Source organism: Polaromonas aquatica (assembly GCF_042659145.1).
Lineage (GTDB): Bacteria > Pseudomonadota > Gammaproteobacteria > Burkholderiales > Burkholderiaceae_C > Polaromonas > Polaromonas aquatica.
In genome coordinates this window covers 315,834-340,892 of the sequence record NZ_JBHSRS010000013.1, presented here as the reverse complement: position 1 = coordinate 340,892, position 25,059 = coordinate 315,834, and the positions used below count along the sequence as shown (strand labels likewise).

Here is a 25,059-nt window from a genome sequence, read left to right as displayed (position 1 = left end):
TCAGGCAAAAAAACCGTGCAGGTACCACGCATGCTGCCCGGCCTGCAGCCCACCCACGGTCAGGCGTTCGCTGTAAATCCACAGCAAGCTGCCCTGCTGGCTGCGGTAGATAAAGTAGTCGCGCATGGCCGGCGGCTTGCCACGGGCATCCCCGGTATCGCCTGCCATCAGCCAGCCGCTGGCCTCCAGCCGTTGCGGCCCGGCCATGCGCAGCAACGGGCCCTGGTACACCGGGCTGTCACGCAGCGCCTGCAACTGAAGCGGTTCGGGCAGCAGCCAGGTCGGGTACAGCGCCTCCACCCTCGCCTCATCCCCTTTTTTCAAGCGTTTTATGCCTCTGGCCGGCGTTGAACGCGCGCAAGCAGCTATTGATTTAATAGCAGACTGGGCCGAAACCCAGCGCTGCATCTGCTCGGGCCTGTGGTCTGCACCGGCTTGCCAGGACAGCACATGGGCATCGCCCAGGCGCGCGCCAAGACGCTCTATCAGCTCCACCGCACTGTCGCCCTGCTGGCGCGCTTCCATCAGCAGGCTGCCGGTGGCGGCGGCTGAATCGACCAGCCGTTCTGTCACCAGCGATTGCAGGGTCAGGCTGTGGACCGGCGCCGGCAGCTTTTGCTGCGCCAGGTGCTCGGCAACCAGGCGCGCCACGTGGCGCAGGTCCTGCGCGGGCTGGGCGGTACGAATGTCCAGCTCGCCGGTGGGCGCCACATCGCGGCGCCTGTCCAGGTGCCAGGTCAGCCTGAGCGCGCTCAGTCCGCTTTGCCGCCCCAGCAGCCAGGCCTGCAAATGGAGCAGCAATCGCCCAACGCCCGCCATCAGCGCCGGCGCGTGTGTGACCAGCGCATCCAGTTCCAGCTTTTCCTCAAAGTGTTCGGGCAACACCAGCCACGCATAGTCATCGGGCGCGCTGCCGCGGGCGCGGTCCAGCGCTTCGAGCAGGTCGGCGCCAAAACGCCTGGCCACGCCGTCTCGCGGCAGGCGCAGAAGGTCGTCCCAGCTGCGGCAGCCAATACGCTCCAGCACACCCAGGTGCGGGCGCGCGGCGGTGAGGGTGTGCATGGGCAGTTCGGCCACCCGCGTGCGCAGCGCGTCAGGTTGGTCGCGCAACCGTCTCAGCCGCCCAATTGCTATTAAAGATGTAGCACCCTGTGCGTGTTTTACGGTGGCCAGGAGGCTGTTTTCTTCAAAAAACAGTGCCAGGCGCTGCTCCAGCAGCTGCGTCAGCCGTGCCGGGCCGCCAAACAGGCGCAGGCTGCCGGTCACGTCCAGCAGCACGGTCTCGTCCAGCAGCGCCACATGCGGGGTAAAGCCCAGCGCCATGCTGGCCACCGCCTGTTGCGCCGCCCTGTCGTCAAACACTGCCTGCATCGCTTGCGCAGGTTCAGTGGTGATCGAGGTGTGCAATGCGATCCAGCGGCGCATGGACGGGACTTTGCGGTGACGTGACGGGCCGCACTATGGACGCAAACTCTTCGCGCTGGCGGCGCACCCGCTCGCGGCTGGCGGCCAGCAGTGCCGATAGCCGGGCCGGCCGCGTATCCAGCAGCACGGGCGCGGCCAGCGGCGGACCACGGCGCTTGAGCACCGTGAGCAGCACATTGCCGGCATCACCCGCGGTGCCTTCAAGCAGCAGCCGCAGCGGCGCAGGCGATGATTCGTTCTGTGCACGCAAGGGCCTGAATACAAACAGCAGCTTGTTATGCGCATGCGCGGCAATCTGCAGCCGGCGCAAATGCGCACTGCGCGCATCGGGCAGCCAGGCCAACACGGCGGCCACGTCCGCGCACTGCAGAGCCTCGCGCGTGGCCCAGAGCAGCGTTGGCGCATCCCTGCCGTGCGCGCACAGCAGGCGCTGCATGTTGAGCTGACGCGCGCCCAGCGCCGGGCCAAAGGGCAGGTAAGGCGCGCCTAGCAGCACCATCAGCTTGTCGGGCGCCTCTGCCTGGATGGCGGCCAGTGCCGGCGCCACCAGACCCCATTCATGCTGGCCCGGCTGCGGTTGCATCACTTCTGCCAGCGCCCCTTGCGGCCAGCCGCCGCCGGGTAAAACCCGGTTCAGCGCGACATAACCTGTGTCCACCACCTGCAGGCTCGCACTGCCCAGCTCGCCGGCCCGCCACACCTGGGTGTTGGCAAGGTCCGGCAAGGTGCGATGGGCAAATGGGGTGGAAATCATGGGGCGGACATTCTGCTCAATAACTGTATTTATATACAGTATATGGCCGGATTTGATCCACAGACCAATATCGCTCAATACCCCTCAATACGGCTCAGGCACGCCTTAGCGCAGGGCCGTCCAGAGCATGGTCAGGCCGGAAGCCAGCAGCAAGGCGTCCATCAGCAGGCGGAATTTTTCAGGCTCCAGGCTGAGCACAAAACGTTTGGCGATAAAGGAGCCCGCCGTCAGCGAGCAGCCGATGATCAGGCCCTGGGCAATCGCCGCCAGAGGCAAGGCGCCGTAGCTGCGAAAGACCAGGCTTTTGCTGACATAAACGACGAGTGAAGCCATGGCCTCCGTCCCCAGAAATGCGCCCTTCACCAGCCCGTAAGCCAGGAAAAACGGCGTGTTGACCGGCCCGGTAGACACCACGATGCCGGTCAAAAAACCAATGACCGCACCCACCACGGCAAAGTGCCAGAGTTTGAGCCTGAAGTTGCGCACAGCCAGCCAGCGGCGCAGCGGGATCATGGCGATAAAAAACACCGCCAGCACCGCCTCCACAATCCGTGGCGGCAACACCAGCAAGGTACGGGCCCCCAGGGCTGCGGCAGGAATGCCGGTCAGCGCATAAGCGCCCACCACACGCCAGTCCACCTCACGCCACCAAACCGCCACGCGCGAGAGGTTGGCCATGATTGCCGCAATCGCCATGATGGGCACCGCCTCGCGGGGGCCAAAGGCAAGCACCAAAACCGGCATCAGCATGATGCTGGAGCCGAAACCGACGATGCCGCTGATGGTGCCCGCGATCAGGCCGACGGTGAGGACTAGCAGGTAGGTCATGCGGCCTTATTGTGCGCGGTCAGTCTGCAGGGGGCCGCGGCAGCGGCGCTTCTCAGCGCTTGCGTGCCTGCCGCAACACCAGCATCAGCATGACCAGCCCAATCGCCACAAAACAGACAAACGACCAGTTGGCGATTGAGGCGCCCAGAAAGGTCCAGTCGATCTTGGTGCAGTCGCCGCTGCCCTTGAAAATCATGGGGATGGCACGCTTGAGCGGAAAGGTCTCGATCATCCCGTAGAAGTCACGGCCGCAGGATGCGATTTCAGGCGGGTACCACTGCAAAAAGCTCTGGCGCGCAGCAACAAAAGCGCCAAAACCGGCAACGATCAGCGTCAGGACCGAGCCGCCAATCAGCACGCCTTTGCTTTTACCGATGGCAGTCAGCCCGGAAACAATCGCCACCAGCACCAGCGCATAACGCTGGACTATGCACATGGGACACGGCTCCAGGCCGACAACGTGCTGCAGGTACAAACCAAAAGCCAGCATGGCCACACACACAACGGCCGTCAGCGCCAGCACGCGGCGTGGCAACGCGTCGAAATACTTTAAAAACATCACGTTCCTTTTTGATCGATGTACGAATTGTCCGCTGGTTCGTGGATTTCGGCGGGGATAAGTTCCCGGATGGGGGAAATCAGAAGCGTCACCTTGACTATATGCGGCTGGCTTCAGGCCCTGGCGCCTTGGTGGCATATGAGGATTTTTCATGGCAAGTCCTCATCACCAGCCGGAAAGATACTGATATAAACCAGGCAGTTACGACAACAAAAGGAGATGCAGGCATGAACACCCGGCCATGTTGTTTCGCGGGTTTGCGGTCTTACCCACGTTGGAAGTCACCAGGTCGTGAATCGTGAGGTTCGCATGAAACCTTTTGCCAGTGCAGAAGTTGCGGCGAGGTTCAGCGCGTACCCGCCAAATGTACGTCCGAAGCTTCTTGCCCTCAGGGAGCTTGTCTTCCAGGCTGCAGCCACAGTAAAAGGCCTGGGAGAGATCGAAGAATCGCTGAAATGGGGCGAGCCGGCTTACGCCACAAAAGACAGGAGTGGCAGCACGGTCCGGATCGACTGGAAGAAGAAAGATCCCGATCACTACGCGATGTACTTCAACTGCAAAACCAGTCTGGTTGAAACCTTCAGAACCATTTTCCCCAATGACTTCAAGTTCGAAGGAAACCGGGCACTGGTGTTCTCACTGGAAGATAAAGTGCCGCGAGATTCCCTGGAAATATGCATAGTCGCATCACTCACGTATCACTTGAAAAAGAGAAGTGCAAGCGGCGTGAAGTGACGCCCCACCCGTCCAGCGAGAGGACGCCGTCCGGCAAGCCGGGCGCCGCCCCTCATGTCAAGCCTTAAGCCCCATGAAGACCAGCATCCATGCGCCGGTCTTCATGCGATAGCGCTAAAAAACCTCCCAGGCCCCGCCCGCTGCAGGCACACCGGCCATGGCGAGTTTCGGTACAGCGCCCCGGCCATGTTGTTTGCGGTCCAGCTTGAACACACTCACCAGCTGCGACAGGCCACCGGCCTGCTCTTGTAGCGATTGCGCAGCGGCAGCAGCCTCCTCGACCAGCGCGGCGTTTTGCTGGGTCACCTGGTCCATCTGGGTGATGGCCTGGTTGATCTGCTCAATGCCCGAACTCTGCTCATGGCTGGCGGCGGTGATCTCGGCCATGATGTCGGTCACGCGTTTGACGCTGTCGACAATCTCGCCCATGGTTCTGCCGGCTTCGGCCACCTGGCTCGAGCCCTCCTCGACCTTGTGGACGGAATCGTCGATCAGGGTCTTGATTTCCTTGGCCGCAGTCGCTGAGCGCTGTGCCAGGTTACGGACTTCAGCGGCCACCACGGCAAAACCACGGCCCTGCTCGCCGGCACGGGCGGCTTCTACCGCGGCGTTCAGGGCCAGGATGTTGGTCTGGAAGGCAATGCCGTCAATCACGCTGATGATTTCAACGATCTTGCGCGACGACGCATTGATGGCACCCATGGTGTCCACAACCTGGGAGACCACACTGCCACCGCGTACGGCGACGCTGGAAGCGGATACCGCCAGCTGATTCGCCTGTCTGGCGTTGTCTGCATTCTGCTTGACCGTGGAGGTCAGCTCTTCCATGGAAGCGGCAGTTTCTTCCAGGGAACTGGCCTGCTCTTCGGTGCGCGAGGACAAATCCTGGTTGCCGGAGGCAATCTGGCTGGACGCGGTGGCGATGGTGTCTGTACCTTGACGGACTTGCCCCACCACCTTGGCCAGGTTGGCATTCATGTCCTTGAGCGCCTGCATCAACTGGCCGGTCTCGTCCTTGCTCGCCACCTCAATATGGCTGCTCAGGTCACCGGCAGCAACGGTTTCGGCCAACTGGACGGCCTGGTTCAGCGGGCGGGTGATGCTGCGTGTCGTCAGGGCACTGAGCAACACGCTCATCAGGATGGCCGTGGCCGCCAATACCAGCACAATCATGTGGGACTCCAGCACCTGCGTTTCCGCATCCTTTTGAGAGGCCTCCATCAGGCCGGCTTGGAATTTGATGACATTGTCGAGAACGGCAAAGTAGGTCAATTGCACGGGACGCAATTCATTGAGAAGCACAAGCTTGGCCTCATCGATGTTTCCCTCTTTGGCGAGCTTGAGGAAATTCGCTCTCAAGCTTGAGAACTTCTCCCTGATATCGATCAGTTCCTTGATGTTCTCCCGGCCTTTCTCCGAGAGGATGGTCTTGTCCAGCACAGCGATGGCATCCGAGATGTTTTTTGAATTTTTTTCGATTTGTTCAAATTCTTTCTGGATGGCTTGCGCATCCGACATCAAAAGAATATTGCGCATCTGCCTTGCGGTTTCATTCAACTCATCCTTGATCGTGTGCGCTAGAACCGTCTTGGGATAACGGTCATTGCTCATCTGCGTGATCTCATCGCCCAACAGGCCAATGCGGCTATAGGCGAGCGTCGCGAGCACGATCAGGCATGCAATGACAACACCAAAACTCAAACCCAGTTTGCGGCCAATTTTTAGATCCCTGAAGTTCACAATATTTCCCATCTTTTATGAAACGATTTTCCAAAGAAGCCAGGAGAGGTTCAGGCTGCCAGCTTGTTAGGCAGCCCGATCATTGCCTGGCATGCGGTTTTCCGAATCCACCAGAATCAGCATGCGCTCGTCCAGCGCGCCCAGGCCAGTCAGGTAGTCGGCGTCCAGCGCAGCACCCATTTCGGGTGCTGGCCTGACCTGTTCCGGCGTGAGCGTTTCACGTCCGGGACACTGTCCATCACCATGCCCATGACCCGGCTGGCGATGTTGAGAATGGGCACTATGGCACCGCGCAGGTTCACCATGCCTTTGATGTGTTCCGGTGCCTTGGCAATACGTGTGACTGCGCCGTAGCCGAGCAACGCCTGCACCGTCTGGATATCACTGCCGTACGCTTCCTCGCCCAACGCGAAGGCCAGGAACTCCAGTGTCTGCACGCCGAGGCCATGGGGCCGCGTATGTCGTCGTCTTGCATAGGCACTCCTTTGGCAATGGGAAGGCATGTACGCGGCCGGATGCTTTTTCCTTTTTGACAGGAAGACAAGCAAGCTGCGCTATATGCCTGATTTGCTTATCGGCAGGTTTTGACGGAACTTAAGAACAACCCCGGAAAAATCGCGAAATCGCCAACTTTGCCGACCGAAGCCATCTGATCTCCGAATTTAATTACTGAAAAGAATAATTAAATGCAAAATATGAAGGAGATTGCGATCCGCAAACCTCTGGCCTCCTGGCTTGGCACCTGGAGCCTGCCATCCGGCAATGATGGCGCGCAAGCAGTTGAGCAAGCAGCTTGTGCAGGCGCGAATGGATGCCGCCGATGCAAAGGTCAGCGAAGAACCTGGTATTGGGGGAAAGTCGTTCTTCGGCGTTTCGGCCAGGGGGGCGATGTACGTGTTCCTGAAGAAGAACAAGATCGTTGGCGTCAGCCTCGGCGGCACCGCGCCCGGCAAGGCGGCAGCCACCAGCAGACCTTTGCGCAACGCCACGCAGGCTTTGGCAGCCAGGGTTTCGCCACGACTGGCGTGCTCAGGCCGGCGGCACTCGCCTGTCCTGCACCGTTGCGCCCAGCGCATCGTCCAGCAAGGCCAGTGCATCTGAAATTTGATGCGGAGGCACGCCCTGCAACTGCGCGGCCACCGCGGTTGCAGCGGTAGCGGCGAGCCGGTCGCGGATTGCCTGCGTGATGACCGGGTTGACGCCGGTTTCGCGCACAGCCGCAATCGACATGTCAAGCTCGTGCATGCGGCGCTCTGCATGCAGCAGATGCGTCGTCACCAGCAACTCAGCCGATGCGGCCGCAGGCCGTGCATCGAGCCAGTCGCAGAAAGTGCCCAGAACCTCGGTCTCGACGCCCAGGCGGCGCGCGGCCACCAGCGCTTCCACATAAAGCACTTCCAGGCCTTTGGCCAGGACGCTGCGCACAATCTTGATAGACGCGGCCTGGCCGGGCTCCGTGCCCACGGCGCGCACGCGCATGCCCAACGCACCCAGCCGCTGCGCCACGAGCCCGGCATCGGGGCCGGACACGATGATGGGCATCCTGATGCCATCGGCCGCCGCACCCAACACCGCACCATCGACAAAGCGCCGGCCTGCGGCCTGTACGGCATCCGCCACCGCGCGTTTCTCGCGCGGTCCCATGGAGTTCAGGTCCAGGTAAATCGCATCGGGTGCAAGTGCGGGTGCGCAGGCACGCGCCGCATCAACGGCACCCTGCGGCGTGACTGCCGAGAACACGATGTCGGCCTCGCCCAGGCCAGCCGGCGTTGCCAGCCAGCGTAAACCTGCGGCTTCGGCGCGGGCCTGGGCCTGTGCATCGGCTGGCAGGTTATAGGCCAGCACGGTCTGCACGCCCTGGGCGCGCAGGCCGCGGGCCAGCGAGGTGCCCAACTGGCCGACGCCGATCAGGCCCAGCGGTGTTTGCAGGTCGGGTGTGGTTAGCATGGTCACCATTTCTCGGGCGGCAGGATGCGCGCGGTTTCTTGCGGGGAGGCGCCCTGCTCCAGCGCCGCGACCAGTTTTTCTTCACGTACCGTGGCGGCTTGCGCTCGTTCGAGCACGGCGGCCGCCACTTCCAGCGGCACCACAATCACGCCGTCGCAGTCCCCCAGCAAAAGATCGCCGGGCCTTACCTGCACACCGGCAATATCGACCGGGCCATTGAATTCCACCAGTTCAATGCGGTGCTTGCCTGTGCGCGGCGTGATGCCGCGTGCCCAGACGGCAAGGTGCATGGCGCGCATGTTGGCCACATCGCGCACGCAGCCGTCAATCACCAGGCCCTCAATGCCAGCTTCCTTGACAGAGGTGGCCATGAGCCCGCCAAAGTTGGACGCGTCGCGGATGCCGCGCGCCTCGATCACCATCACGTCACCGCGCTGGCACAGCGCAACCTGGTCGCGGCCGCCCAGTTGCGGCGGGCGGTTGCCTTTGGCGATGTTGTAGCCGCTGGACAGGCGCGCCGGCGCATGGCGCACGGTGACCGCAGGCCCGACCATGCGCTGGCCGGCTTGCAGCGGCGGCAGTTCGCTCGCGGGAATGGCGGTGTCGTAACCCATTTCATCGAGGATATCGGCGACGGTGGAGGTCAAATCGCGCAGCTTGCGAAAACCGTCTATCAGCGCCGGAGCGGGCCGCTCAAACCCAACCTGGCGAATCCGGTCGGCCGGAATGAGGCCCAGCAAGCTGTCGCCATACGCCGCCAACTGTTCTGCAACCTGCCCCTGTGTTGCACGGGATGTAGCGGCGCTCATTCTGCCTTGATCCCTGCGGTTTTGACCACCTGGGTCCAGCGCGGGACTTCATCGCGCAGCACCTTTGCAAAGGCCTCCTGTGTCGAGCCGATCGCATCGATGCCCTGTGCCGCCAGCCTTGCGCGGAACTCGGGCTGCTTGCACAGGGCCACGATTTCTGCATTGAGTTTTTGCACGATCTCGTCCGGTGTGCCGGCGGGTGCCAGCACACCTAGCCACCAGTCGATGCTCACGCCCGGAAGACCGGACTCGGCCAGCGTTGGCAGGTCGGGCGCAAGGCCGGTGCGCTGCGAACTCGCCACCGCCAGGCCGCGCACCCTGCCAGTCGGCAGGAATTGCGTGACGGAGCTTATCGCCAGGAATGCAAGATCCACGCGGCCGGCAACAATCTCGGGCACGATCTGGCCCTGGCCCTTGAACGGCACATGCAGCATGTTCACGCCGGCACGTGCGCTGAAATACTCGGTGGTCAGGTGATGCGGCGAGCCGATGCCGGCGGTACCGTAAGTCAGCTTGCCCGGATTGGCCTTCGCGTATGCAATCAGGCTGGGCAGTGTTTTGGGCGCCACCTGGGAGCCGGTTACCAGCACCACGGGCAGGTTGGCAGCGAGCGTGACGGGAACAAAATCCTTGTACACGTCATAAGGCAGCTGGCTTGACAGGCCCGGATTGGTCACCAGCGTGTTGGACACCACCAGCAAGGTGTAGCCATCGGCCGGACTCTTGGCCACGGCTGTGATACCGATGTTGCCGCTCGCGCCGCCACGGTTATCCACCACAAAGGGCTGGCCCAGCCGCTTTTGCAACTCCTGCGCAAGCTCGCGCGCAAAGATGTCGTTGCCGCCGCCCGGCGGAAACGGCACAACAAGTTTGACCGGTTTGCCCGGCCAGGCTTGCGCCCAGGCCGCACCACCCAAAATGCTGGCAGACATGAGTGCAAGCAGCGCGCAGCGCCGCAGTATTGAAACAGGGTTCATCATTGCTTACTCCGGTTTGATGTTGGCCAGCTTCACGGTCTCTGCCCACTTGTGCAGCTCGCTGGCGACAAAGCCGCGCAGTTGCTCGGGGCCGGAATTGGCAACAGGCTCAAACCCGATGTCATAAAGCCGCTGCGAGATGGCCGGGTCATTGACCGCCGTGCCAAACGCATGCGCCAGCTTGTCGACAACGGCTTTGGGGGTTTTGGCCGGGGCAAAAATGCCGCTCCAGGAATAGGCCTCCACCGGGTAACCCTGCTCGCGCAGCGTGGGCAGATCCGGCGCCGCGCGTGAACGCTTTGCACTGGCCACACCCAGGCGCTTGAGTGTCCCGGCCTTCACATGGCCGTTGGTTGCGGCATAGGTGTCGAACTGCATGATGGTGCGGCCGGCCACCAGGTCCACGATGGCAGGACCGGACCCTTTGTAGGGCACGTGCAGGATATCGACGCCGGCGGCTTTCTTGAACAGTTCACCGGCCAGGTGCAGCGGCGCGCCTGTACCCGAAGAACCGTAGGCAAATTTTCCGGGGTTGGCCTTGAGGTAGGCCACCAGGCCTTTGACGTCATTGGCCGGCACCGAGGGATGGACCACCAGCACCAGCGGCACTTCGGCAATCAGGGCCACGGGCTCGAAGCTCGTCAGCGCATCGAACGGGACGCTCTTGAAAATCGCTTGGTTCATCCCGTGCGTGGCGGCCGTGCCCAGCAACAGGGTGTAGCCGTCGGGCTGTGCCATCGCCACGGCAGCCGCGGCAATATTGCCGGCTGCGCCCGCACGGTTGTCAATGACCACGGGCTGGCCCAGCAACTCGCCGAGTTTGGGCAGCAGGTTGCGGACAAAAAGATCCTGCCCACCACCGGCAGAGAAAGGCACCAGCAGCTTGATTGGCTTGTCCGGGTACGCGCTGCCCTGGGCTGCCGCGGGCGATAGCGATACCGCCATGGCCGTCAGCGCAGCGGCATGGACTGCAGTGCGCAGAAAGGTTTTTAGATGATTCAACATGGATGTTCCCTGTCTTGTTCTGGGGTGCCCGCGGCCGGCGACCGCAGGCATGCGTCCAATTCCCCCCGCCCGTCAGACGCTCACTCGAAGGCGGCGTCCGTGGGAACCCGGTAGCCCGTTACCAGGCGATTGGTTTCATTGGCCATTCCGACCACGGCCATGAGCTCGCCGAACATGGCTTCGGTCATGCCGGCCTTGGTGGCGCCCGCCGTATGGCTGGCCACGCAGTAGCCGCAGTTGTTGGTCACGCTGACTGCCAGGTACACCAGTTCCTTGACCAGCGGGTCGAGTGCGCCCGGTGCCATCACTTCCTTGACGCTGCTCCAGGTGCGGCGCAGCGTGACAGGGTCGCGTGCAAGGTATTTCCAGATGTTATTGACATCGGGCACATTGCGCGATGTCTTGATGTCGTCGAACACGGCACGGACTTCCGGCGAGGCGTCTTCGTAATTGATAGGTTGCGGCTTGGCCATGGATATGTCTCCTTTTGATTGCTTAGAACGGTGATGCGATGCCCTTGCTTTTGAGCAAGGCATCCAGGTTGAGCATGTCCCAGGTGGTTTTTCCGGTGAGCAGGGCCTCGCGGAAACGCGTCTCCTTGGCCTCGCGTTCCTTGCATTTGGCGGCCAGCGATTCAACCTCGGCCTGCGGCACGATGACCACGCCGTCGTCGTCGCCTATCACCAGGTCGCCCGGCTCGACGATCACGCCGCCGACGGAAACCGGTACGTTGAGCGAACCCATGGAGTCCTTGATCGTGCCCTTGATGCTGATGGAGCGCGAGAACACCGGAAAGCCGACCTCCGCGATGGTCTGCGTGTCGCGCACGCCGCCGTCGACCAGCAGCCCGGCAATGCCGCGGCCTATGGCGCAACTGGCCATCACATCGCCAAACAGGCCCTGCTCGGTAAAGGCGTCTGCGGCGCAGACCAGGACGTCGCCGGGGCCGGCCATTTTCAGTGCCGCATGCAGCGTGAGGTTGTCATTGACCGGGCAGAGGCAAGTGAAGGCGCGCCCGAGCAGGCGCATGCCGAGGCGGACCGGCTTGATGCCCGAGTCCAGCGCGCCGCGCCGGCCCATGGCCTCGTGGGCCGTTGCGGATGCAACGTTGGCATAGGCGGCGTAGCGCTGGAGCGCGGCGGATTTTTGTTCGGAAATGGAGCTCATTGAAATTCCTTGGTTGACAGTTCTGATTTAAAAAAGATGTGGCAGCAAGCTTGTGACCTGCTCAGCGCGTGACGTTGGCCATGCCCCAGACGTAGTTCTTCCGCGGGAACTCGTCCCGGTACTGGCGCATGCCCTTGTGCGGGAAGTCCTGATAAGGGTGGCTGCGCAGGCGCTCGACGTCGATGTCCACACCCAGCCCGGGCGCGGTCGGCAGGTCGGCCCAGCCCTCCTTCATCGTGACCCCGGGCGCAGCAATGCTGTCGCAGGCATCCTGCAGATTGATAAAGCACTCAGCGATCAGGAAGTTGGGGATCAGCGCGGAGAAATGCACCGTGGCCGCGAGCCCGACGATCGTGCTGTTGTAGTTGTGCGGGCTGATCGCCACCGCGTAGGGCTGCGCCATCGCGGCGATGTCCAGCATCTGCGTCAAGCCACCCACGGCACAGATATCGGGGTTCAGGATGTCCGCCGCACGTTTGGACAGCACCCGGGCAAAGTCTTCTTTGGTGTAGAGGGTCTCACCGGTCACCACGGGTGTAGTGATCGCCTGGCGCACTTCTGCCACCAGGTCGATGTTGTCCGACAGGCAGGGTTCCTCGTAGCAGAAAATGTCGTACTCGGCCAGACGGTTGGCCACCCGGATCGCGTGGTGTGGTGCAACGCGCCGGTGTGCATCGATGAGCAGGTCCATGTCGGGGCCCAGCGCTTCGCGCATCGCCTTGACATTGGCCACCGCATAGTCCTCTTCCTGGCGAGTGATGAAGGTGCGCCACGGCCCGGGGAACGGGTCCCACTTGAGGGCGGTATAACCCATGGCCTTGACCTGCAGCGCGCGCTCGACCGTGCTGTCAATGGAGTCCACGCCGTACCACCAGCCGTTGGCGTAGATGCGGACCTGCTCGCGGCAGGCTCCACCCAGCAACTGGTACACCGGCAGGCCGGCCTTCTTGCCCACGATGTCCCAGAGGGCCAGCTCGATCGCGCTCCAGGCGCAGAAGAAATCGACCGATGAACGCCGGATGGCAAAGTCGTCGAACAGGACCTGGGCCGTATGCCGAATGTTGTGCGCATCGCGGCCAACCACATAGGGCGCCATCGCGCGCAGGTATTCGTCAACCACGCGCTCCTTCTTCACGCCCACATAGGACTCGCCCCAGCCATACAGGCCGTCTTCGGTTTCGACACGGCAAAACAGCAGGTTTTTGCCACTCTTGGGATAAAAGAAAAAGGTCTCTATGCGTGCGATCTTCATGCTCATGTGCCTCCTGTGCGGTGTCTGCTCATCTGTGGGCCGGACCCACATTGGAGCGGAGTATGTCATGGCATGAAATCAAAATAAAGAGAATTAAATTCGCATCATTTGATCGATTTTTTTCTCCATTAAATGGCATATGCAAATAGCCAATTCAGCTATTTCATTGGATAAGTTACCCCTTTAAAGCAATGCCTGGAGTTATTTCTCAAATCACAAAATAGAATCTCATAAACAAATATACATTCTTTTAATTCATCAAAGTGCGGCACTTATAAAACCGGAAAATACGCGCCAGAAGGCCACACCCGGGAGCGCAAGCCGTACAGGCATACGGCTTGCGAGAACGTCTGCCGCCTCAATGCACATCGATCACGACCTTGCCCATGGCCAGACCAGACTCCAGGTATTGATGCGCCTGTGCCGCACCTGCAAGATCAGGGCGCGCTACCACCTGGCCGCTGGTTGCCGTTGCGGCAAAGGCCTGGTCGAGGCTGGCGCAAGCCGGAGCACTGGCAGCACCCGCCGTTGACGGAAATCACATTAATTGGTGAGGATGCTGTGCATCCTGGGCTGGCTAAATCGCTTGTGTCTTTTTTCGCGCAGGCGCTGCGTATTCAGGCGGTGCTGGAGCCGCTCGCACGCGCAGCCTGAGTGCCCTGAACGCTGCCCCTGGCGGGGGCGGCGATGCGGTCCTGCCATTGCGGCCGGCCGAAGTCACACACCTCGCGCGCGATCTCGGCAATACGCAGGCTCACCGCATCGCTGCGGTGCACCGCCGTGTATTCAAGCGGCGGCAACAGCAGGCTGGTCTGTATCGCGCGCAGATTGCCGGACTCTATGTACGACGAGAAATACTCGCGCGGCAAATAGGTCACGCCCAGGCCTGCACTCGCCAGTTCCGCAAGCGCGATCATGCTGTTGCAGACAATGGTGTTGTCATGCCAGATCCTGGCCGCCGTGAGCGCAGTCAGCAGCCGCTGGTGCAACAGCGAGCCCTCCGAGTAGGTCAGCAGCGGCAGGCGCAGTACATCCTCTATCGGCAACCCGCCCTTGCGGTCATCCAGCAGGTCGGGACGGCACATCCAGGCCGATTCCATAAAACCCAGCTGCACGGTCTGGAAGGAATGATCTTCGGCATGCATCTGCGGGCAGATCACCATGTCCAGCCGGTGACTGGTCATCTGCGGCCAGAGCTGGGTGGTGCGGTCCACCTTGGGTTCAAGCACGATTTGCGGATAGACATGCCGCACGGCGCGGATCAGGGCCGGCAGCCAGCTCAGCGCCACCATCTCCGTCACACCCAACCTGAAACGCCCCGAGTAGGAACTGTCGTTGCCGACGCGGCGCACCACGCTGTTCTGCAGTTCCAGCATCTTCTCGAAGTCTCCAAGCAGCTCGCGCCCCTTCAGGGTGAGTTGCGCCCGGTTTTTTTGCTCGAAGATCTCCACGCCCAGGAAGGACTCGAGATCAAGAATGCGTTTGGAGATCGTGGACTGCGTGGCATTGAGCCGCTCGGCCGCAGCATAAAAGCCACCGAGCGAGCTGACCCAATACACCGCCTCGATCTGCTTGAGTGTCAGCATGGTGGAATCCGGACAGGGGGGAAAGCTGTGGCGAAACTGCGGCCGGCAAAGCAGGCCTCAGAGAAAAATACTATAGCACCACACGTCACCCAGCTGCAGCCGCGTCATGCACGGCGCAGCAGTTCCTGTGGTCCTAGATGCCCTCGCCCGCATCCACAAACACGCGCACGTTGCGCGGGCTCAGGACCAGCATGTCGCCTTCGCGCAAGCCCATGTCCTTGTATTGCTGCGCAGAAATCTGCACCTCGATCAGCGACTCATCGGCACCCTTGCCGGCCGGCCTCTGGTCTTCCGACGGCGTCAGCTCCAGCCGGGCTGTGGGACCGATCACAATCGCCCGGCTGAGCTGGGCGACGATGCCTTCCGCGCCGGGCGCATAACGCTGCACGTCAAAGTCGTGCGGGCGCACATAGGCAAAAGCCTTGGCGTCCTGCGCGCCTGCGTGTTCCGGCGAATCAATGCGTATGCCTTCAAGCTGCACTGCACCTTCATGTGCGCGGCCATGAAACAGGTTGACGTCACCGAGAAAGCCGTACACAAACGGGCTGGCCGGATGGTCCCAGACCTGTTGCGGCGAGCCGATCTGCTCGACCTTGCCGCGGTTCATGAGCACCACACGGTCGGCGACTTCAAGCGCCTCCTCCTGGTCGTGCGTCACAAAAATGCTGGTCACATTCAGGTCTTCATGCAGGCGGCGCAGCCAGCGGCGCAACTCCTTGCGCACCTTGGCGTCGAGCGCGCCAAACGGCTCATCCAGCAGCAGCACCTTGGGCTCCACGGCCAGGGCCCTGGCCAGTGCAATACGCTGGCGCTGGCCGCCGGACAGCTGCGACGGGAAGCGGTCGGCCAGCCAGTCAAGCTGCACAAGGTTGAGCAGTGAGTGCACCTTTTCTTTAATCTGTGCTTCACTGGGACGCAGGCTGCGCGGTTTCATGCGCAGGCCGAAAGCGACGTTTTCAAACACCGTCATGTGGCGGAACAATGCGTAGTGCTGGAACACAAAGCCCACCTGCCGCTCGCGCACATGCACGTCTGTGGTGTCTTCACCGCTGAAAAAGATGTTGCCCTGGTCGGCCGTTTCCAGTCCGGCAATGATGCGCAGCAAGGTGGTCTTGCCGCAACCCGAAGGGCCCAGCAGCGCAACCAGCTCACCGGACTGGATGTCCAGGCTGACATCGCCCAGCGCCTGGAAGTTGCCAAAATGTTTGCTGACGTTACGGATTTCTATGCTCATGATGTTTTCCTTTTTGACGCCATTTATTGCGCGGCAATGGCTGGAGCGGCACGCGGCTGCTCGGGCGGCAGGTCAGCGGCGGCTTTCAGTTCAAGCTCATGGCGCCATTCGGCCACCGACTTGATGACCAGCGTGACCAGAGCCAGGATGGCGAGCAACGAGGCCACGGCGAATGCCGCGACTGACTGGTATTCGTTGTACAAAATTTCGACGTGCAAGGGCAAGGTGTTGGTCTGACCGCGTATGTGGCCGGAGACAACCGACACCGCGCCAAACTCGCCCATGGCCCGTGCATTGCACAGGATCACGCCGTAAATCAGGCCCCATTTAATGTTGGGCAAGGTCACGTGCCAGAAGGTTTGCCAACCCGTCGCACCCAGCACAATCGCGGCCTGCTCTTCGTCATTGCCTTGCGCCTGCATCAGCGGGATCAGTTCGCGGGCGATGAAAGGGAAAGTCACAAACACGGTCGCCAGCACAATGCCGGGCACGGCAAAAATGATCTTGATGTCATGCGCGGCCAGCCAGGGACCAAACCAGCCTTGCGCGCCGAACATCAACACATAAATCAGGCCGGCGACGACGGGCGAAACCGAGAACGGCAAGTCCACCAGCGTTGTCAAAAATGACTTGCCGCGAAACTCGTACTTGGCAATCGCCCAGGCAGCGGCCACGCCAAACACCAGGTTGAGCGGTACGGAGATCGCAGCGGCAATCAGCGTCAGCTTGATGGCGCTCCATGCGTCGGGCTCCTGCAGCGCAGCGAAATATGCGCCCAAGCCTTTACGCAGGGCTTCCGTAAATACAGCAGCCAATGGCAGGATCAGGAACAGGACAACAAAGACCAGTGCGATGCCGGTCAGCGTGTAGCGCACCCACGGTGCTTCTGTTGTACTAATTGTGTTCCGGCGAATCACAACTGAAGTACTCATGCTGGTGCTCCCGTGTTTCGACGCTGCCAGGCTTGCAGCGCATTGATGACCAGCAGCAAGACAAATGACATCACCAGCATCACCACAGCCACCGCCGTCGCACCGGCATAGTCGTATTGCTCCAGCTTGCCGATGATGATGAGCGGTGTGATTTCCGAAATCATCGGCATGTTGCCGGCGATGAAAATCACCGAGCCGTATTCGCCGATCGCCCGCGCAAATGCCATGGCAAAGCCGGTCAGCAATGCGGGCGTGATGTGCGGCAGTATGACCTTGGTAAAAACCTGCAGGCGCGTCGCGCCCAGCGAGGTGGCGGCTTCTTCAAGCTCCTTCTCGGCGTCTTCAAGCACGGGTTGCACGGTGCGCACCACAAACGGCAGGCCGATAAAAATCAGCGCGATCACCACGCCCGCAGGCGTAAAGGCCAGCTTGATGCCCATGGGCTCCAGGTATTGGCCTATCCAGCCATTGCCGGCCAGGATGGCCGTCAGCGAAATACCCGCGACCGCCGTGGGCAATGCAAACGGCAGGTCCACCAGCGCATCGACAATCTTTTTGCCGGGGAATTTGTAGCGCACCAGCACCCAGGCCAGCAGCAGGCCAAACACCAGGTTGACCAGCGCGGCAATCAGCGACGCGCCGAATGTGAGGCGGTAGGACGCCAGCACACGCGGCGACGTGACGGCGGCCCAGAACTGGTCCAGCGTCAACGTGAAGGTCTTGAAAAACAGCGCCGAGATCGGGATCAGCACAATCAGGCTGAGGTAAAGCACGGTGTAGCCCAGCGTGAGCTGGAAACCCGGCAATACACGTTTTAATGAATTCTTGGACAATTTTTAGCCTTGGCAGTGCTCGATATAGCAGCCGAAAACGAAGATGACATGAATTTTCCGACGGGCCGCCCCTAGGAAAATTAGCCCCCTCGGGGGGCAGCGCATTACACGAAGTGAAAAGCGTGGGGGCCCAGCTATTTGACGGTGTAAAGCTTGTCGAACTGCCCACCGTCATTGAAGTGGACTTTTTGTGCTTCACCGAGGGAGCCAAACATCTCCTGAACGGTAAAGAGCTGCAGCGGCTTGAAGGTTGCTGCGTATTTTTTCAGGATTGCGGCAGAGCGTGGGCGCAGCGCATGGCGTGCGGCAATCTCCTGGCCTTCGTCCGAGTAGAGGTAGTCCAGGTAAGCCTTGGCCAGTTCGGCCGTGCCTTTTTTGTTCACGGTGCGCTCGACCACGGCAACCGGGTTTTCGGCCACGATGCTGATGGACGGGTAAATCGCATCCACCTTGCCTTCGCCGAACTCCTTGTTGACCGACAGCACTTCGGACTCAAAGGTGATCAGCACGTCGCCAATATTGCGCTGCAAAAACACGGTGGTCGCATCGCGCCCGCCCTTGCCCAGCACCGGCACGTTTTTGTAGAGCTTGCCGACAAACTCGGCTGCCTGCGCATCGCTGGCGCCCTTTTTCTTCGCATAACCCCAGGCAGCCAGGTAGGCGTAGCGGCCGTTGCCGCCGGTTTTGGGGTTGACCAGCACGACCTGTATGCCGGGCTTGATCAGGTCATCCCAGTCCTTGATGTGCTTGGGGTTGCCGTTGCGCACCAGGAACAGCATGGTCGAGGTGGTGGGCGATGCATTGCCCGGGAATTTTTTCGGCCAGTCCTTCGCGACGACGCCGACACTCGCCAGGAAATCAATGTCGGTGGAGGTGTTCATGGTCACCACATCGGCATCCAGTCCGTCGGCCACCGAACGCGCGATGGCGCTGGAGCCGCCGTGCGACTGGTCGACCTTGATGTCCTTGCCGGTGGTTTTTTTGTAATGGGCGATGAAGGCGGCGTTGTAGTCTTTGTAAAACTCGCGCGCCACGTCATAGGAGCCATTGAGCAATGTTTGGGCCGAGGCCATGCCGCTCGCTGCGAGGGCCAGAGTAACGAGAGCGATTTTGAGTTTGGAGGTCATGCCGTTTCCAGAGGTACAAATGAAGATGAAGTAGATGAAAAATCAAGGCTGCTTGCAGAAAGCGACACATCACCCGCCAGCGACTGCAGCAGGGCAACACCCAGCGGCCATTCGCCGTGGCCTGATTCGATGTTGATATGCCCGGCGTTTTGCATGCGCACAAACTCGCTGCCCCAGGCCCGGGCATAGGCCCCTGCCAGGCGCACGGGGCAGTACGGGTCGTTGCTGCTGGCCACCAGCACGCTGCGGTAGGGCAGCTTCTGGTAAGGCACGGGCGCAAAATCACTCAAGATGGCGCGCCGCTCCGGGTCTGCCGGCGCCACCAGCAAGGCGCCCTGGATGCGGTTGACGGCATCTGCAGGCAGATGCGCGGTGGCAATACAGCCAAGGCTGTGCGCGACCACCACCACCGGCTCGTTTTGCAGCAGTATGGTGCGGGCGATCGAGGCCACCCAGGCATTGCGCGCCGGGGTCACCCAGTCGTCCTGCTGCACACGCACCGCGCCGCCCAGGCGCTCGGCCCACAGGCTTTGCCAGTGGCCGGGGCCCGAGTCGCGCCAGCCGGGGATGATGATGAAACGCACAGGTATCTCTTAAAAATAAAAGCTAAACGTGCGCTGCGCCGGGCCGCCCCAAGCAAGCACAGCCCCCTCGGGGGGCAGCGTATCACCGAAGGCACGCGAAGCGAAAAGCGTGGGGGCCATATTTATTTATTGGGTTGCGGCGTGATGCGCAGGTAAGGCTTGACGGCCTTGAAGCCTTTGGGGAAACGCTGGGCCAGCTCAGCCGGGTCCTGGATGCTGGGCACGATGATCACGTCATCGCCGTCCTTCCAGTTCACTGGCGTGGCCACCTTGTAGCCGTCGGTCAATTGCAGCGAATCAATCACGCGCAGGATCTCGTCGAAGTTGCGGCCGGTACTGGCGGGGTAGGTGAAGGTCGTGCGGATGGCCTTGTTCGGGTCGATGATGAACACGCTGCGCACCGTGGCTGTGGGGCCTGTGCTCAAGGCGTTCGGGTGAATCATGTCGTACAGGTTGGCCACCTTGCGGTCTGCATCGGCCAGGATGGGGAAGTTCACCGTGGTGTTCTGCGTCTCGTTGATGTCATTGACCCACTTGCCGTGCGACTCCAGCGGGTCCACGCTGATGGCGATGGGTTTGACATTGCGTTTGGCAAATTCACCGCTCAGGGCTGCGGTTTTGCCGAGTTCCGTCGTGCAAACCGGCGTGAAGTCAGCCGGGTGCGAAAACAGCACCACCCAGGAATTGCCTGCCCATTCATGAAAGGAAATCTTGCCTGCGGTCGAATCCTGGGTGAAATCGGGGGCGGTGTCGCCAAGTCTGAGTGTTGCCATGATCTGCTCCTGATAGGTTGCGGGTGCGAAAAAAACACCTTGGCAATCATTGTGGAGACCAATGGTTAAATCTCAAAAGAATATATAGCTCTTAATTTATCTTGATAAACGAATATAAAGATAAGACTCGCCCATAACGGCTCGGCATGCAGGCCTGGCATTTCAGCCCTCTGTTACGTAGCAGGACTGCGCTTACGCCCGTAACAGGCACATACAAAAATCTACCTAGACTGCTGCACCATCTCGCCAGAATGCCCGTCCAGCAAGGCTTTCGGGGCATTGTTGCCAAAGCCTGCAGCTCTGGCACATGACTTGCCTGCTGAAGTTGCCTCAGTGTTTTCCGGCAACAACGGGAGGGGAAAATGCAAAAAATATTGAACGGGCTGGAGGTCCTGGCCTGTGAGGGCCGGGTTGACCTGCTTAAACGGCTTTCCCATGCCCTCTACCCGACAGGCGCCAGCGTGCTTCGCGCCGAGGGCCTGCCCATACTGATGCAGGATGAGCTGGAATGGCAATGCCTGCGCGTGATCGGCGTCTCTGCCGTGCACACCGACGACGCAGCGCTGGTTGTGCAGCGCACATGGGGGCGGCCCGTGCTGTGGATCGCCGATGAACCAGGTCTACCGGCCCGCGTCATGCCGCAACCCGCGCACCTGCTGCCTTTTGATTTCAGCACCGTCCAGTTGTGTAGCCTGCTTGCCCGCCTGGCGCAAAAGGTCCGCATGCAGCAGACCTTTCCGGCCTATGGCGGTCAGCTATCAGCACAGAAGCAATTCACGCTGCCCCTGGGTCGTCCCTTAAATGGCGCCGGCAACCCCCACTTGCAAACCGAAATGAAGCCTGGCCTGAGGTTTTAGCGGCGCGACGGCTTTTGGCAAGGCCATCAAGCCGGCCGGGCGGCTGTCCGCGAACTCGGGCAAATACCCCGCCAGCTCATCAAAGCTGGCCACTATCCATGGGCACACCCAGTGGCGGACCCAACGCGCCATGGCAATTTTTGGATCACCGATTTGAAGGCTGCCGGCAAAACGCGGGCTGCCAAAGGAACGCTCGACATGCAACTCCACGAGGGGCGTTGCCTCATCGGCAACCCAGTCCAGGAACGCTGGCGACATCTTCAGGCAACTGGCTTTCACAAGGTCGTTGACCAGCTCATCCAGCGCGGCAATGGCCATGATGGAAGCGTCTCTTGCGCTCAGGGGGCGGGGGCTGGTACGGTTGCGGAACATGGTGTGGGTTGCAGTAAAAGGAAACAGATTGAGCATGCGATATTGCATGGTCAACGTGACACCTTGATGTCGCCCCCGCAGAAATCCGGAACCCAGCCCTGCGGTATCCGATCCATCGGCATCCAGCGCGGCTTACAGACCTTTTGCAGGCCTTTTATGAAAAAATAATGGCTGCAGCCGGCGTATCAAGCGCGCAGTCAGCTATCAAATCAGGAGCAACCCAAGCCCGTTTCAGCGCAACTGGTCGCCCTGCATGTGTTCGCCCATGAAATCCAGAAAGCTGCGTACCGCCGGCACCTGCCCCCGACGTGTAGGAAAAACGGCATGCGCCATGCCCGGCTGGGGCGCCCAGCCCGCCAGCACGGGAACCAGCAGCCGGGCCTGCTGCTCTGCGTTACTGATGGAGTCGGGCAAAAAGCTCATGCCCGTCCCGGCCAGCACGGCCAGCTTCAGGGTCTGCAGGTCGTCGGCCACATAACGCGGCTGGTGCTGGTGCACATACTCCTGGCCGCCCGGCCCCAGCAGGGTCCAGGAGGAGCGGCCATCCACCGCCGACATGGCCACGGTGTCCAGCATCGCCAGGTCCTCGGGCTTTTCAGGCCGTCCCTGGCGTGCCAGCAGCGCCGGGCTGGCCAGCAGCTGGCCACAGGTCAAACCCAGCTGTTTGACGACCAGGCTGCCGCTGTCGTCCAGTGTGGGGCGTACCCGCAGTGCGATGTCAATGCCCTCCTCCACCAGGTCAACCACCCGGTTGGTCACCAGCATGTCCAGTTTGACGTGCGGATATTGCGCCAGGTAACGCGGCACAAGATAGCCCATGGTGCTTTGCGCCAGCGTCACCGGGCAGGTGATGCGCAAGGTGCCGCGCGGCTCCACCTGCATCTGCGCCACGGCTTCGGCTGCAGCCAGGGCTTCGTCGCGCATGGCATTGCAGTGGCGCAGGTAAATCTCGCCTACCTGGGTCAGCGAGAGCTTGCGTGTGGTGCGCTGCAGCAGGCGCACGCCAAGCCGGGTTTCCAGTTCTGCGACGCGGCGCGACAGGCGTGATTTGGGCAAGCCCAGCGCCCGCCCGGCGGCCGCAAAACCGCCGCGTTCGACCACCTCGGCAAAGTAAAGCATGTCGTTCAAGTCCTGCACGGGAAGCCTCCTTTTGCTCTAACTGTCTCACCAGTAGAACAATGTATTGCAGATTTGCCGACTTATCAAGTAATGGATACGCCAGCACAATCTATCCATGGCTGAGATCTAAGGTGATTACAGCCACCGATTGATCCATCACATTTACTCTTTCAAGGAATTCATCATGAGCAAGCTTCTTCACATCGACTCCAGCATCCTCGGCGGCAACTCGGTTTCCCGTCAACTTTCGGCCCAGATCGTCGCTTCATGGCGCGCCGCCCACCCCGGCACAGAAGTCAGCTACCTGGACCTCGCCGTGAACACCCCAAGCCACCTGTCGGCCGAATCGCTGGGCTTTCGCCTGCCCGCCGGCGCTGACCTGAGCGACGTGCAAAAACGCGAAAACGCAGTTTCCGAGGCGCTGGTGTCCCAGTTCCTGGCAGCCGACGTGATCGTGGTCGGCTCCCCCATGTACAACTTCACCATCCCCAGCCAGCTCAAGGCCTGGATTGACCGCGTGGCCCAGGTCAACCGTACCTTCAAATACACCGACAAGGGCGCTGTCGGCCTGGCAACCGGTAAAACCGTGATCGTCGCCTCGGCCCGTGGCGGCGCCTATTCCACCAGCGACATCGGCAACGCGCTGGAACACCAGGAAAGCTTCCTGAAAACTGTTTTTGGTTTCATGGGCATCACCGACGTGCGCATCGTGCGCGCCGAAGGCCTGGCCATGGGCGAGGCAGCCAAAGCCGCCGCTCTTGCCTCTGCCCAGGCAGAGCTTGCAGCAGTGACCCAGGTCCCGGCAGCCAACCAGCCAACGGCAGCTCTGGCAGCCTGAGTGCAAGCACCGCAGGTTTCATAGCCTGTAAAAAGCAAAAAGCCCGCAATTGCGGGCTTTTTTATGGGCGGCTGCCAGTGAAGTGAAATCAGCCGACGTGCGTTTTCACCCAGGCCACGTACTGGTTCACCCAGCCCTGCAAAAACGTCTTGATGCCATCCCCGGCACTGCCGTCCGCATTAAACACACCGTCTTTCGCCTGGATAAAAGCCTCGGGCTGGCCCAGCACCGGCACATCCAGGTAAGCCAGGACGTTGCGCAGGTGTTGCTGGGCCATGGCCGTGCCAATGGCGCCGACGGAGATGCCGATCACACCCGCCGGCTTGCCTGCCCATGCGCTCTGGCCATAGGGGCGCGAGGCATGGTCAATGGCATTTTTCAGCACGCCGGGAAACGATCGGTTGTATTCAGGCGTGAAAAACAACAGGCCCTGCGCCGCCGCGATCTCGCCCTTGAGGCGCTTGACCGGCCCGGACTGGTTGCCGTCGTCATCCTGGTTGTACTGCGGCAAGTCGTCAATGCGGACCGTGGTAAAGCTGAAATCCGCAGGAAACAGCTTTTCCGCCGCTTTCGCAAGCTTCTTGTTGAAAGAATCCTTGCGAATACTGCCAACGACGACAGCAATGTTGTATTTAGCCATGGGGTTCTCCAGAAAGTTGAGCAACGTTGAAAAACGAAAAAGGAGCGAGAGGCAGGCTCATTATGCAAAGCACTTTGAAATCGTGCTTGCTTTCCTGAGCCCGCCTGCCGCTGCCCGCTCAGAACCCGGCCAGTACCGATCCCTTGAACTCGGTCTGGATGTACTTGCGGATTTCATCCGAGTGGTAGGCCTTGACCAGCTTGGCAACCCATGGCTTGTCCTTGTCGGCTTCGCGCACGGCCAGGATGTTCACATAAGGCGACTTGGCGGACTCCTGCGCAATTGCGTCCTTGGGGTTCAGGCCGGCCGACAATGCGAAGTTGGTGTTGACGGCCGAGGCGTCCAGGTCGTCCAGCGAGCGCGCCAGCTGTGCGGCTTCGAGTTCGACAAACCTGAGTTTCTTCGGGTTCTCGATCACGTCCAGCGGCGTGGCCTTGAGGCCGGCTTCAGGCTTGAGCTTGATCAGGCCCTTGTCCTGCAGCACCAGCAACACGCGGCCGCCATTGGTCGGGTCGTTGGGGATGCCAAAACGTGCGCCCTCCTTCAGCTCGGCCAGGCTTTTGACCTTTTTCGAGTACAGGCCGATCGGGAAGTTGACGGTGTAACCCACCGAGACAATCTTGTAGCCGCGGTCCTTGACCTGCAGGTCCAGGAACGGCTTGTGCTGGTAGCTGTTGGCGTCCAGGTCACCGGCGGCCAGGGCGGCGTTGGGCTGGATGTAGTCGCTGAACTCGACGATCTGGATCTTCAGGCCGTCTTTCTCGGCGATCTTTTTGACCTGCTCAAAAATCTTCGCATGCGGGCCCGCCGTGACACCGACTTTCAGTGGTTTGTCCTGCGCCAGGACACCGGCGGAGAAAGAAGTGGCAAGGGCCAGCGCGAGGGCCGACTGGATGAGGGTACGTTTGTTCATGGTGTTTCCTTTGAAATGGGTTTTGGTAAATTCATAAGAAGAAAGCGGCTGCA

Annotated in this window: 28 protein-coding genes and 1 pseudogene; 5 read left to right on the top strand and 24 right to left on the bottom strand. The window is 61.0% G+C overall.

Translation table 11 applies throughout. The features are described from left to right. The 4 genes from ACFQND_RS05770 to ACFQND_RS05755 all read right to left on the bottom strand — a co-directional run bounded on the left by ACFQND_RS05770 (window position 1) and on the right by ACFQND_RS05755 (window position 3,566). On the bottom strand, window positions 1–1,425 hold the full coding sequence (locus ACFQND_RS05770; protein WP_371435703.1) for a DNA polymerase Y family protein: 1,425 nt from the start codon (window positions 1,423–1,425) through the stop codon (window positions 1–3). Beyond that, window positions 1,385–2,179, bottom strand: a complete 795-nt coding sequence (gene imuA / locus ACFQND_RS05765; protein WP_371435702.1) for a translesion DNA synthesis-associated protein ImuA — start codon at window positions 2,177–2,179, stop codon at window positions 1,385–1,387. Before imuA ends, ACFQND_RS05770 begins: the two co-directional genes overlap by 41 nt. A gap of 105 nt (window positions 2,180–2,284) precedes the next feature. After that, window positions 2,285–3,007, bottom strand: a complete 723-nt coding sequence (locus tag ACFQND_RS05760) for a sulfite exporter TauE/SafE family protein (RefSeq protein ID WP_371435701.1) — start codon at window positions 3,005–3,007, stop codon at window positions 2,285–2,287. A gap of 52 nt (window positions 3,008–3,059) precedes the next feature. Continuing rightward, the gene (locus ACFQND_RS05755) at window positions 3,060–3,566 is read right to left on the bottom strand and encodes a disulfide bond formation protein B (protein ID WP_371435700.1); all 507 of its coding nucleotides are present in this window, start codon (window positions 3,564–3,566) and stop codon (window positions 3,060–3,062) included. Window positions 3,567–3,875: 309 nt separating this feature from the next. On the opposite strand from ACFQND_RS05755, the gene ACFQND_RS05750 reads away from it, so the two are divergent. Then, window positions 3,876–4,301, top strand: coding sequence for a DUF1801 domain-containing protein (locus tag ACFQND_RS05750; RefSeq protein ID WP_371435699.1), 426 nt, complete (start codon window positions 3,876–3,878; stop codon window positions 4,299–4,301). 114 nt (window positions 4,302–4,415) lie between these two features. Here ACFQND_RS05750 and ACFQND_RS05745 read toward each other — a convergent pair whose 3' ends face one another. Next, on the bottom strand, window positions 4,416–6,053 hold the full coding sequence (locus tag ACFQND_RS05745) for a methyl-accepting chemotaxis protein (RefSeq protein ID WP_371435698.1): 1,638 nt from the start codon (window positions 6,051–6,053) through the stop codon (window positions 4,416–4,418). Window positions 6,054–6,091: 38 nt separating this feature from the next. Beyond that, window positions 6,092–6,544: pseudogene (locus ACFQND_RS05740) on the bottom strand (chemotaxis protein CheW). A gap of 232 nt (window positions 6,545–6,776) precedes the next feature. On the opposite strand from ACFQND_RS05740, the gene ACFQND_RS05735 reads away from it, so the two are divergent. Further along, window positions 6,777–7,142: a hypothetical protein gene (locus ACFQND_RS05735; RefSeq protein WP_377412572.1), complete on the top strand. Its 366-nt coding sequence runs from the start codon at window positions 6,777–6,779 to the stop codon at window positions 7,140–7,142. On the opposite strand, the gene ACFQND_RS05730 is transcribed toward ACFQND_RS05735, so the two are convergent. The 7 genes from ACFQND_RS05730 to ACFQND_RS05700 all read right to left on the bottom strand — a co-directional run bounded on the left by ACFQND_RS05730 (window position 7,071) and on the right by ACFQND_RS05700 (window position 13,204). Beyond that, window positions 7,071–7,988 (bottom strand): NAD(P)-dependent oxidoreductase, encoded by a 918-nt coding sequence (locus ACFQND_RS05730; RefSeq protein WP_371435696.1) that lies wholly within the window; start codon window positions 7,986–7,988, stop codon window positions 7,071–7,073. The two genes, ACFQND_RS05735 and ACFQND_RS05730, sit on opposite strands and share 72 nt — an antisense overlap. 2 nt (window positions 7,989–7,990) lie before the next feature. Next, complete coding sequence (locus tag ACFQND_RS05725) at window positions 7,991–8,797, bottom strand: RraA family protein (RefSeq protein ID WP_371435695.1); 807 nt, start codon at window positions 8,795–8,797, stop codon at window positions 7,991–7,993. Then, the gene (locus ACFQND_RS05720) at window positions 8,794–9,777 is read right to left on the bottom strand and encodes a Bug family tripartite tricarboxylate transporter substrate binding protein (RefSeq protein WP_371435694.1); all 984 of its coding nucleotides are present in this window, start codon (window positions 9,775–9,777) and stop codon (window positions 8,794–8,796) included. The genes ACFQND_RS05725 and ACFQND_RS05720 overlap by 4 nt, the downstream gene beginning before the upstream one ends. 3 nt (window positions 9,778–9,780) lie before the next feature. After that, on the bottom strand, window positions 9,781–10,779 hold the full coding sequence (locus ACFQND_RS05715; RefSeq protein ID WP_371435693.1) for a Bug family tripartite tricarboxylate transporter substrate binding protein: 999 nt from the start codon (window positions 10,777–10,779) through the stop codon (window positions 9,781–9,783). Between the two features lie 80 nt (window positions 10,780–10,859). Continuing rightward, window positions 10,860–11,252, bottom strand: a complete 393-nt coding sequence (locus tag ACFQND_RS05710; RefSeq protein ID WP_371435692.1) for a carboxymuconolactone decarboxylase family protein — start codon at window positions 11,250–11,252, stop codon at window positions 10,860–10,862. Window positions 11,253–11,274: 22 nt separating this feature from the next. Further along, window positions 11,275–11,946 carry a 4-carboxy-4-hydroxy-2-oxoadipate aldolase/oxaloacetate decarboxylase gene (locus ACFQND_RS05705; protein ID WP_371435691.1) on the bottom strand — a complete coding sequence of 224 codons (672 nt, stop codon included), beginning with the start codon at window positions 11,944–11,946 and terminating at the stop codon, window positions 11,275–11,277. Window positions 11,947–12,007: 61 nt separating this feature from the next. After that, window positions 12,008–13,204, bottom strand: coding sequence for a mandelate racemase/muconate lactonizing enzyme family protein (locus ACFQND_RS05700; protein WP_371435690.1), 1,197 nt, complete (start codon window positions 13,202–13,204; stop codon window positions 12,008–12,010). A gap of 355 nt (window positions 13,205–13,559) precedes the next feature. On the opposite strand from ACFQND_RS05700, the gene ACFQND_RS05695 reads away from it, so the two are divergent. Beyond that, window positions 13,560–13,730, top strand: a complete 171-nt coding sequence (locus ACFQND_RS05695) for a hypothetical protein (RefSeq protein ID WP_371435689.1) — start codon at window positions 13,560–13,562, stop codon at window positions 13,728–13,730. An 85-nt stretch (window positions 13,731–13,815) separates the two neighbouring features. Here ACFQND_RS05695 and ACFQND_RS05690 read toward each other — a convergent pair whose 3' ends face one another. The 7 genes from ACFQND_RS05690 to ACFQND_RS05660 all read right to left on the bottom strand — a co-directional run bounded on the left by ACFQND_RS05690 (window position 13,816) and on the right by ACFQND_RS05660 (window position 20,267). After that, window positions 13,816–14,784, bottom strand: a complete 969-nt coding sequence (locus ACFQND_RS05690) for a LysR family transcriptional regulator (RefSeq protein ID WP_371435688.1) — start codon at window positions 14,782–14,784, stop codon at window positions 13,816–13,818. A gap of 133 nt (window positions 14,785–14,917) precedes the next feature. Then, window positions 14,918–16,018 carry a sulfate/molybdate ABC transporter ATP-binding protein gene (locus ACFQND_RS05685; protein ID WP_371435687.1) on the bottom strand — a complete coding sequence of 367 codons (1,101 nt, stop codon included), beginning with the start codon at window positions 16,016–16,018 and terminating at the stop codon, window positions 14,918–14,920. A gap of 23 nt (window positions 16,019–16,041) precedes the next feature. Next, window positions 16,042–16,950 (bottom strand): sulfate ABC transporter permease subunit CysW, encoded by a 909-nt coding sequence (cysW, locus tag ACFQND_RS05680; protein ID WP_371435686.1) that lies wholly within the window; start codon window positions 16,948–16,950, stop codon window positions 16,042–16,044. Next, entirely contained in the window at window positions 16,947–17,783 is an 837-nt protein-coding gene (gene cysT, locus ACFQND_RS05675; RefSeq protein WP_371435685.1) for a sulfate ABC transporter permease subunit CysT, read from the bottom strand. The genes cysW and cysT overlap by 4 nt, the downstream gene beginning before the upstream one ends. A 134-nt stretch (window positions 17,784–17,917) precedes the next feature. Next, window positions 17,918–18,910 (bottom strand): sulfate ABC transporter substrate-binding protein, encoded by a 993-nt coding sequence (locus ACFQND_RS05670; protein ID WP_371435684.1) that lies wholly within the window; start codon window positions 18,908–18,910, stop codon window positions 17,918–17,920. Further along, on the bottom strand, window positions 18,907–19,500 hold the full coding sequence (locus tag ACFQND_RS05665) for an RBBP9/YdeN family alpha/beta hydrolase (RefSeq protein WP_371435767.1): 594 nt from the start codon (window positions 19,498–19,500) through the stop codon (window positions 18,907–18,909). The genes ACFQND_RS05670 and ACFQND_RS05665 overlap by 4 nt, the downstream gene beginning before the upstream one ends. Before the next feature lie 116 nt (window positions 19,501–19,616). Then, the gene (locus ACFQND_RS05660) at window positions 19,617–20,267 is read right to left on the bottom strand and encodes a peroxiredoxin (RefSeq protein ID WP_371435683.1); all 651 of its coding nucleotides are present in this window, start codon (window positions 20,265–20,267) and stop codon (window positions 19,617–19,619) included. 362 nt (window positions 20,268–20,629) lie between these two features. Between ACFQND_RS05660 and ACFQND_RS05655 the strand changes: the two genes are divergently transcribed. Beyond that, window positions 20,630–21,124 (top strand): hypothetical protein, encoded by a 495-nt coding sequence (locus ACFQND_RS05655; protein ID WP_371435682.1) that lies wholly within the window; start codon window positions 20,630–20,632, stop codon window positions 21,122–21,124. Here ACFQND_RS05655 and ACFQND_RS05650 read toward each other — a convergent pair. Continuing rightward, window positions 21,065–21,496, bottom strand: a complete 432-nt coding sequence (locus ACFQND_RS05650) for a hypothetical protein (RefSeq protein WP_371435681.1) — start codon at window positions 21,494–21,496, stop codon at window positions 21,065–21,067. The genes ACFQND_RS05655 and ACFQND_RS05650 overlap by 60 nt on opposite strands. Window positions 21,497–21,727: 231 nt before the next feature. Continuing rightward, window positions 21,728–22,633: a LysR substrate-binding domain-containing protein gene (locus tag ACFQND_RS05645; protein ID WP_371435680.1), complete on the bottom strand. Its 906-nt coding sequence runs from the start codon at window positions 22,631–22,633 to the stop codon at window positions 21,728–21,730. 166 nt (window positions 22,634–22,799) lie between these two features. Here ACFQND_RS05645 and ACFQND_RS05640 point away from each other — a divergent pair, with 166 nt between their 5' ends. After that, window positions 22,800–23,453 carry an FMN-dependent NADH-azoreductase gene (locus ACFQND_RS05640; RefSeq protein ID WP_371435679.1) on the top strand — a complete coding sequence of 218 codons (654 nt, stop codon included), beginning with the start codon at window positions 22,800–22,802 and terminating at the stop codon, window positions 23,451–23,453. Between the two features lie 88 nt (window positions 23,454–23,541). Here ACFQND_RS05640 and ACFQND_RS05635 read toward each other — a convergent pair whose 3' ends face one another. Together ACFQND_RS05635 and ACFQND_RS05630 are read right to left on the bottom strand one after the other, a co-directional pair. Then, entirely contained in the window at window positions 23,542–24,093 is a 552-nt protein-coding gene (locus ACFQND_RS05635) for an NADPH-dependent FMN reductase (protein WP_371435678.1), read from the bottom strand. A gap of 118 nt (window positions 24,094–24,211) precedes the next feature. Continuing rightward, entirely contained in the window at window positions 24,212–25,006 is a 795-nt protein-coding gene (locus tag ACFQND_RS05630; protein ID WP_371435677.1) for a MetQ/NlpA family ABC transporter substrate-binding protein, read from the bottom strand. Between the last annotated feature and the right edge of the window lie 53 nt (window positions 25,007–25,059).

Excerpts from the sequence above, each read along its gene's own strand:
- ACFQND_RS05730 (WP_371435696.1), bottom strand. The coding sequence starts at position 7,988 with ATGCTAACCACACCCGACCTGCAAACACCGCTGGGCCTGATCGGCGTC.
- ACFQND_RS05720 (WP_371435694.1), bottom strand. The coding sequence starts at position 9,777 with ATGATGAACCCTGTTTCAATACTGCGGCGCTGCGCGCTGCTTGCACTC.
- ACFQND_RS05760 (WP_371435701.1), bottom strand. The coding sequence starts at position 3,007 with ATGACCTACCTGCTAGTCCTCACCGTCGGCCTGATCGCGGGCACCATC.
- ACFQND_RS05670 (WP_371435684.1), bottom strand. The coding sequence starts at position 18,910 with ATGACCTCCAAACTCAAAATCGCTCTCGTTACTCTGGCCCTCGCAGCG.
- ACFQND_RS05715 (WP_371435693.1), bottom strand. The coding sequence starts at position 10,779 with ATGTTGAATCATCTAAAAACCTTTCTGCGCACTGCAGTCCATGCCGCT.
- ACFQND_RS05640 (WP_371435679.1), top strand. The coding sequence starts at position 22,800 with ATGAGCAAGCTTCTTCACATCGACTCCAGCATCCTCGGCGGCAACTCG.
- cysW (WP_371435686.1), bottom strand. The coding sequence starts at position 16,950 with ATGAGTACTTCAGTTGTGATTCGCCGGAACACAATTAGTACAACAGAA.
- ACFQND_RS05655 (WP_371435682.1), top strand. The coding sequence starts at position 20,630 with ATGCAAAAAATATTGAACGGGCTGGAGGTCCTGGCCTGTGAGGGCCGG.
- ACFQND_RS05705 (WP_371435691.1), bottom strand. The coding sequence starts at position 11,946 with ATGAGCTCCATTTCCGAACAAAAATCCGCCGCGCTCCAGCGCTACGCC.
- ACFQND_RS05755 (WP_371435700.1), bottom strand. The coding sequence starts at position 3,566 with ATGTTTTTAAAGTATTTCGACGCGTTGCCACGCCGCGTGCTGGCGCTG.
- ACFQND_RS05750 (WP_371435699.1), top strand. The coding sequence starts at position 3,876 with ATGAAACCTTTTGCCAGTGCAGAAGTTGCGGCGAGGTTCAGCGCGTAC.
- ACFQND_RS05770 (WP_371435703.1), bottom strand. The coding sequence starts at position 1,425 with ATGCGCCGCTGGATCGCATTGCACACCTCGATCACCACTGAACCTGCG.
- ACFQND_RS05660 (WP_371435683.1), bottom strand. The coding sequence starts at position 20,267 with ATGGCAACACTCAGACTTGGCGACACCGCCCCCGATTTCACCCAGGAT.
- ACFQND_RS05700 (WP_371435690.1), bottom strand. The coding sequence starts at position 13,204 with ATGAGCATGAAGATCGCACGCATAGAGACCTTTTTCTTTTATCCCAAG.
- ACFQND_RS05635 (WP_371435678.1), bottom strand. The coding sequence starts at position 24,093 with ATGGCTAAATACAACATTGCTGTCGTCGTTGGCAGTATTCGCAAGGAT.
- ACFQND_RS05725 (WP_371435695.1), bottom strand. The coding sequence starts at position 8,797 with ATGAGCGCCGCTACATCCCGTGCAACACAGGGGCAGGTTGCAGAACAG.
- imuA (WP_371435702.1), bottom strand. The coding sequence starts at position 2,179 with ATGATTTCCACCCCATTTGCCCATCGCACCTTGCCGGACCTTGCCAAC.
- ACFQND_RS05695 (WP_371435689.1), top strand. The coding sequence starts at position 13,560 with ATGCACATCGATCACGACCTTGCCCATGGCCAGACCAGACTCCAGGTA.
- ACFQND_RS05745 (WP_371435698.1), bottom strand. The coding sequence starts at position 6,053 with ATGGGAAATATTGTGAACTTCAGGGATCTAAAAATTGGCCGCAAACTG.
- ACFQND_RS05685 (WP_371435687.1), bottom strand. The coding sequence starts at position 16,018 with ATGAGCATAGAAATCCGTAACGTCAGCAAACATTTTGGCAACTTCCAG.
- ACFQND_RS05690 (WP_371435688.1), bottom strand. The coding sequence starts at position 14,784 with ATGCTGACACTCAAGCAGATCGAGGCGGTGTATTGGGTCAGCTCGCTC.
- ACFQND_RS05650 (WP_371435681.1), bottom strand. The coding sequence starts at position 21,496 with ATGTTCCGCAACCGTACCAGCCCCCGCCCCCTGAGCGCAAGAGACGCT.
- ACFQND_RS05710 (WP_371435692.1), bottom strand. The coding sequence starts at position 11,252 with ATGGCCAAGCCGCAACCTATCAATTACGAAGACGCCTCGCCGGAAGTC.
- ACFQND_RS05630 (WP_371435677.1), bottom strand. The coding sequence starts at position 25,006 with ATGAACAAACGTACCCTCATCCAGTCGGCCCTCGCGCTGGCCCTTGCC.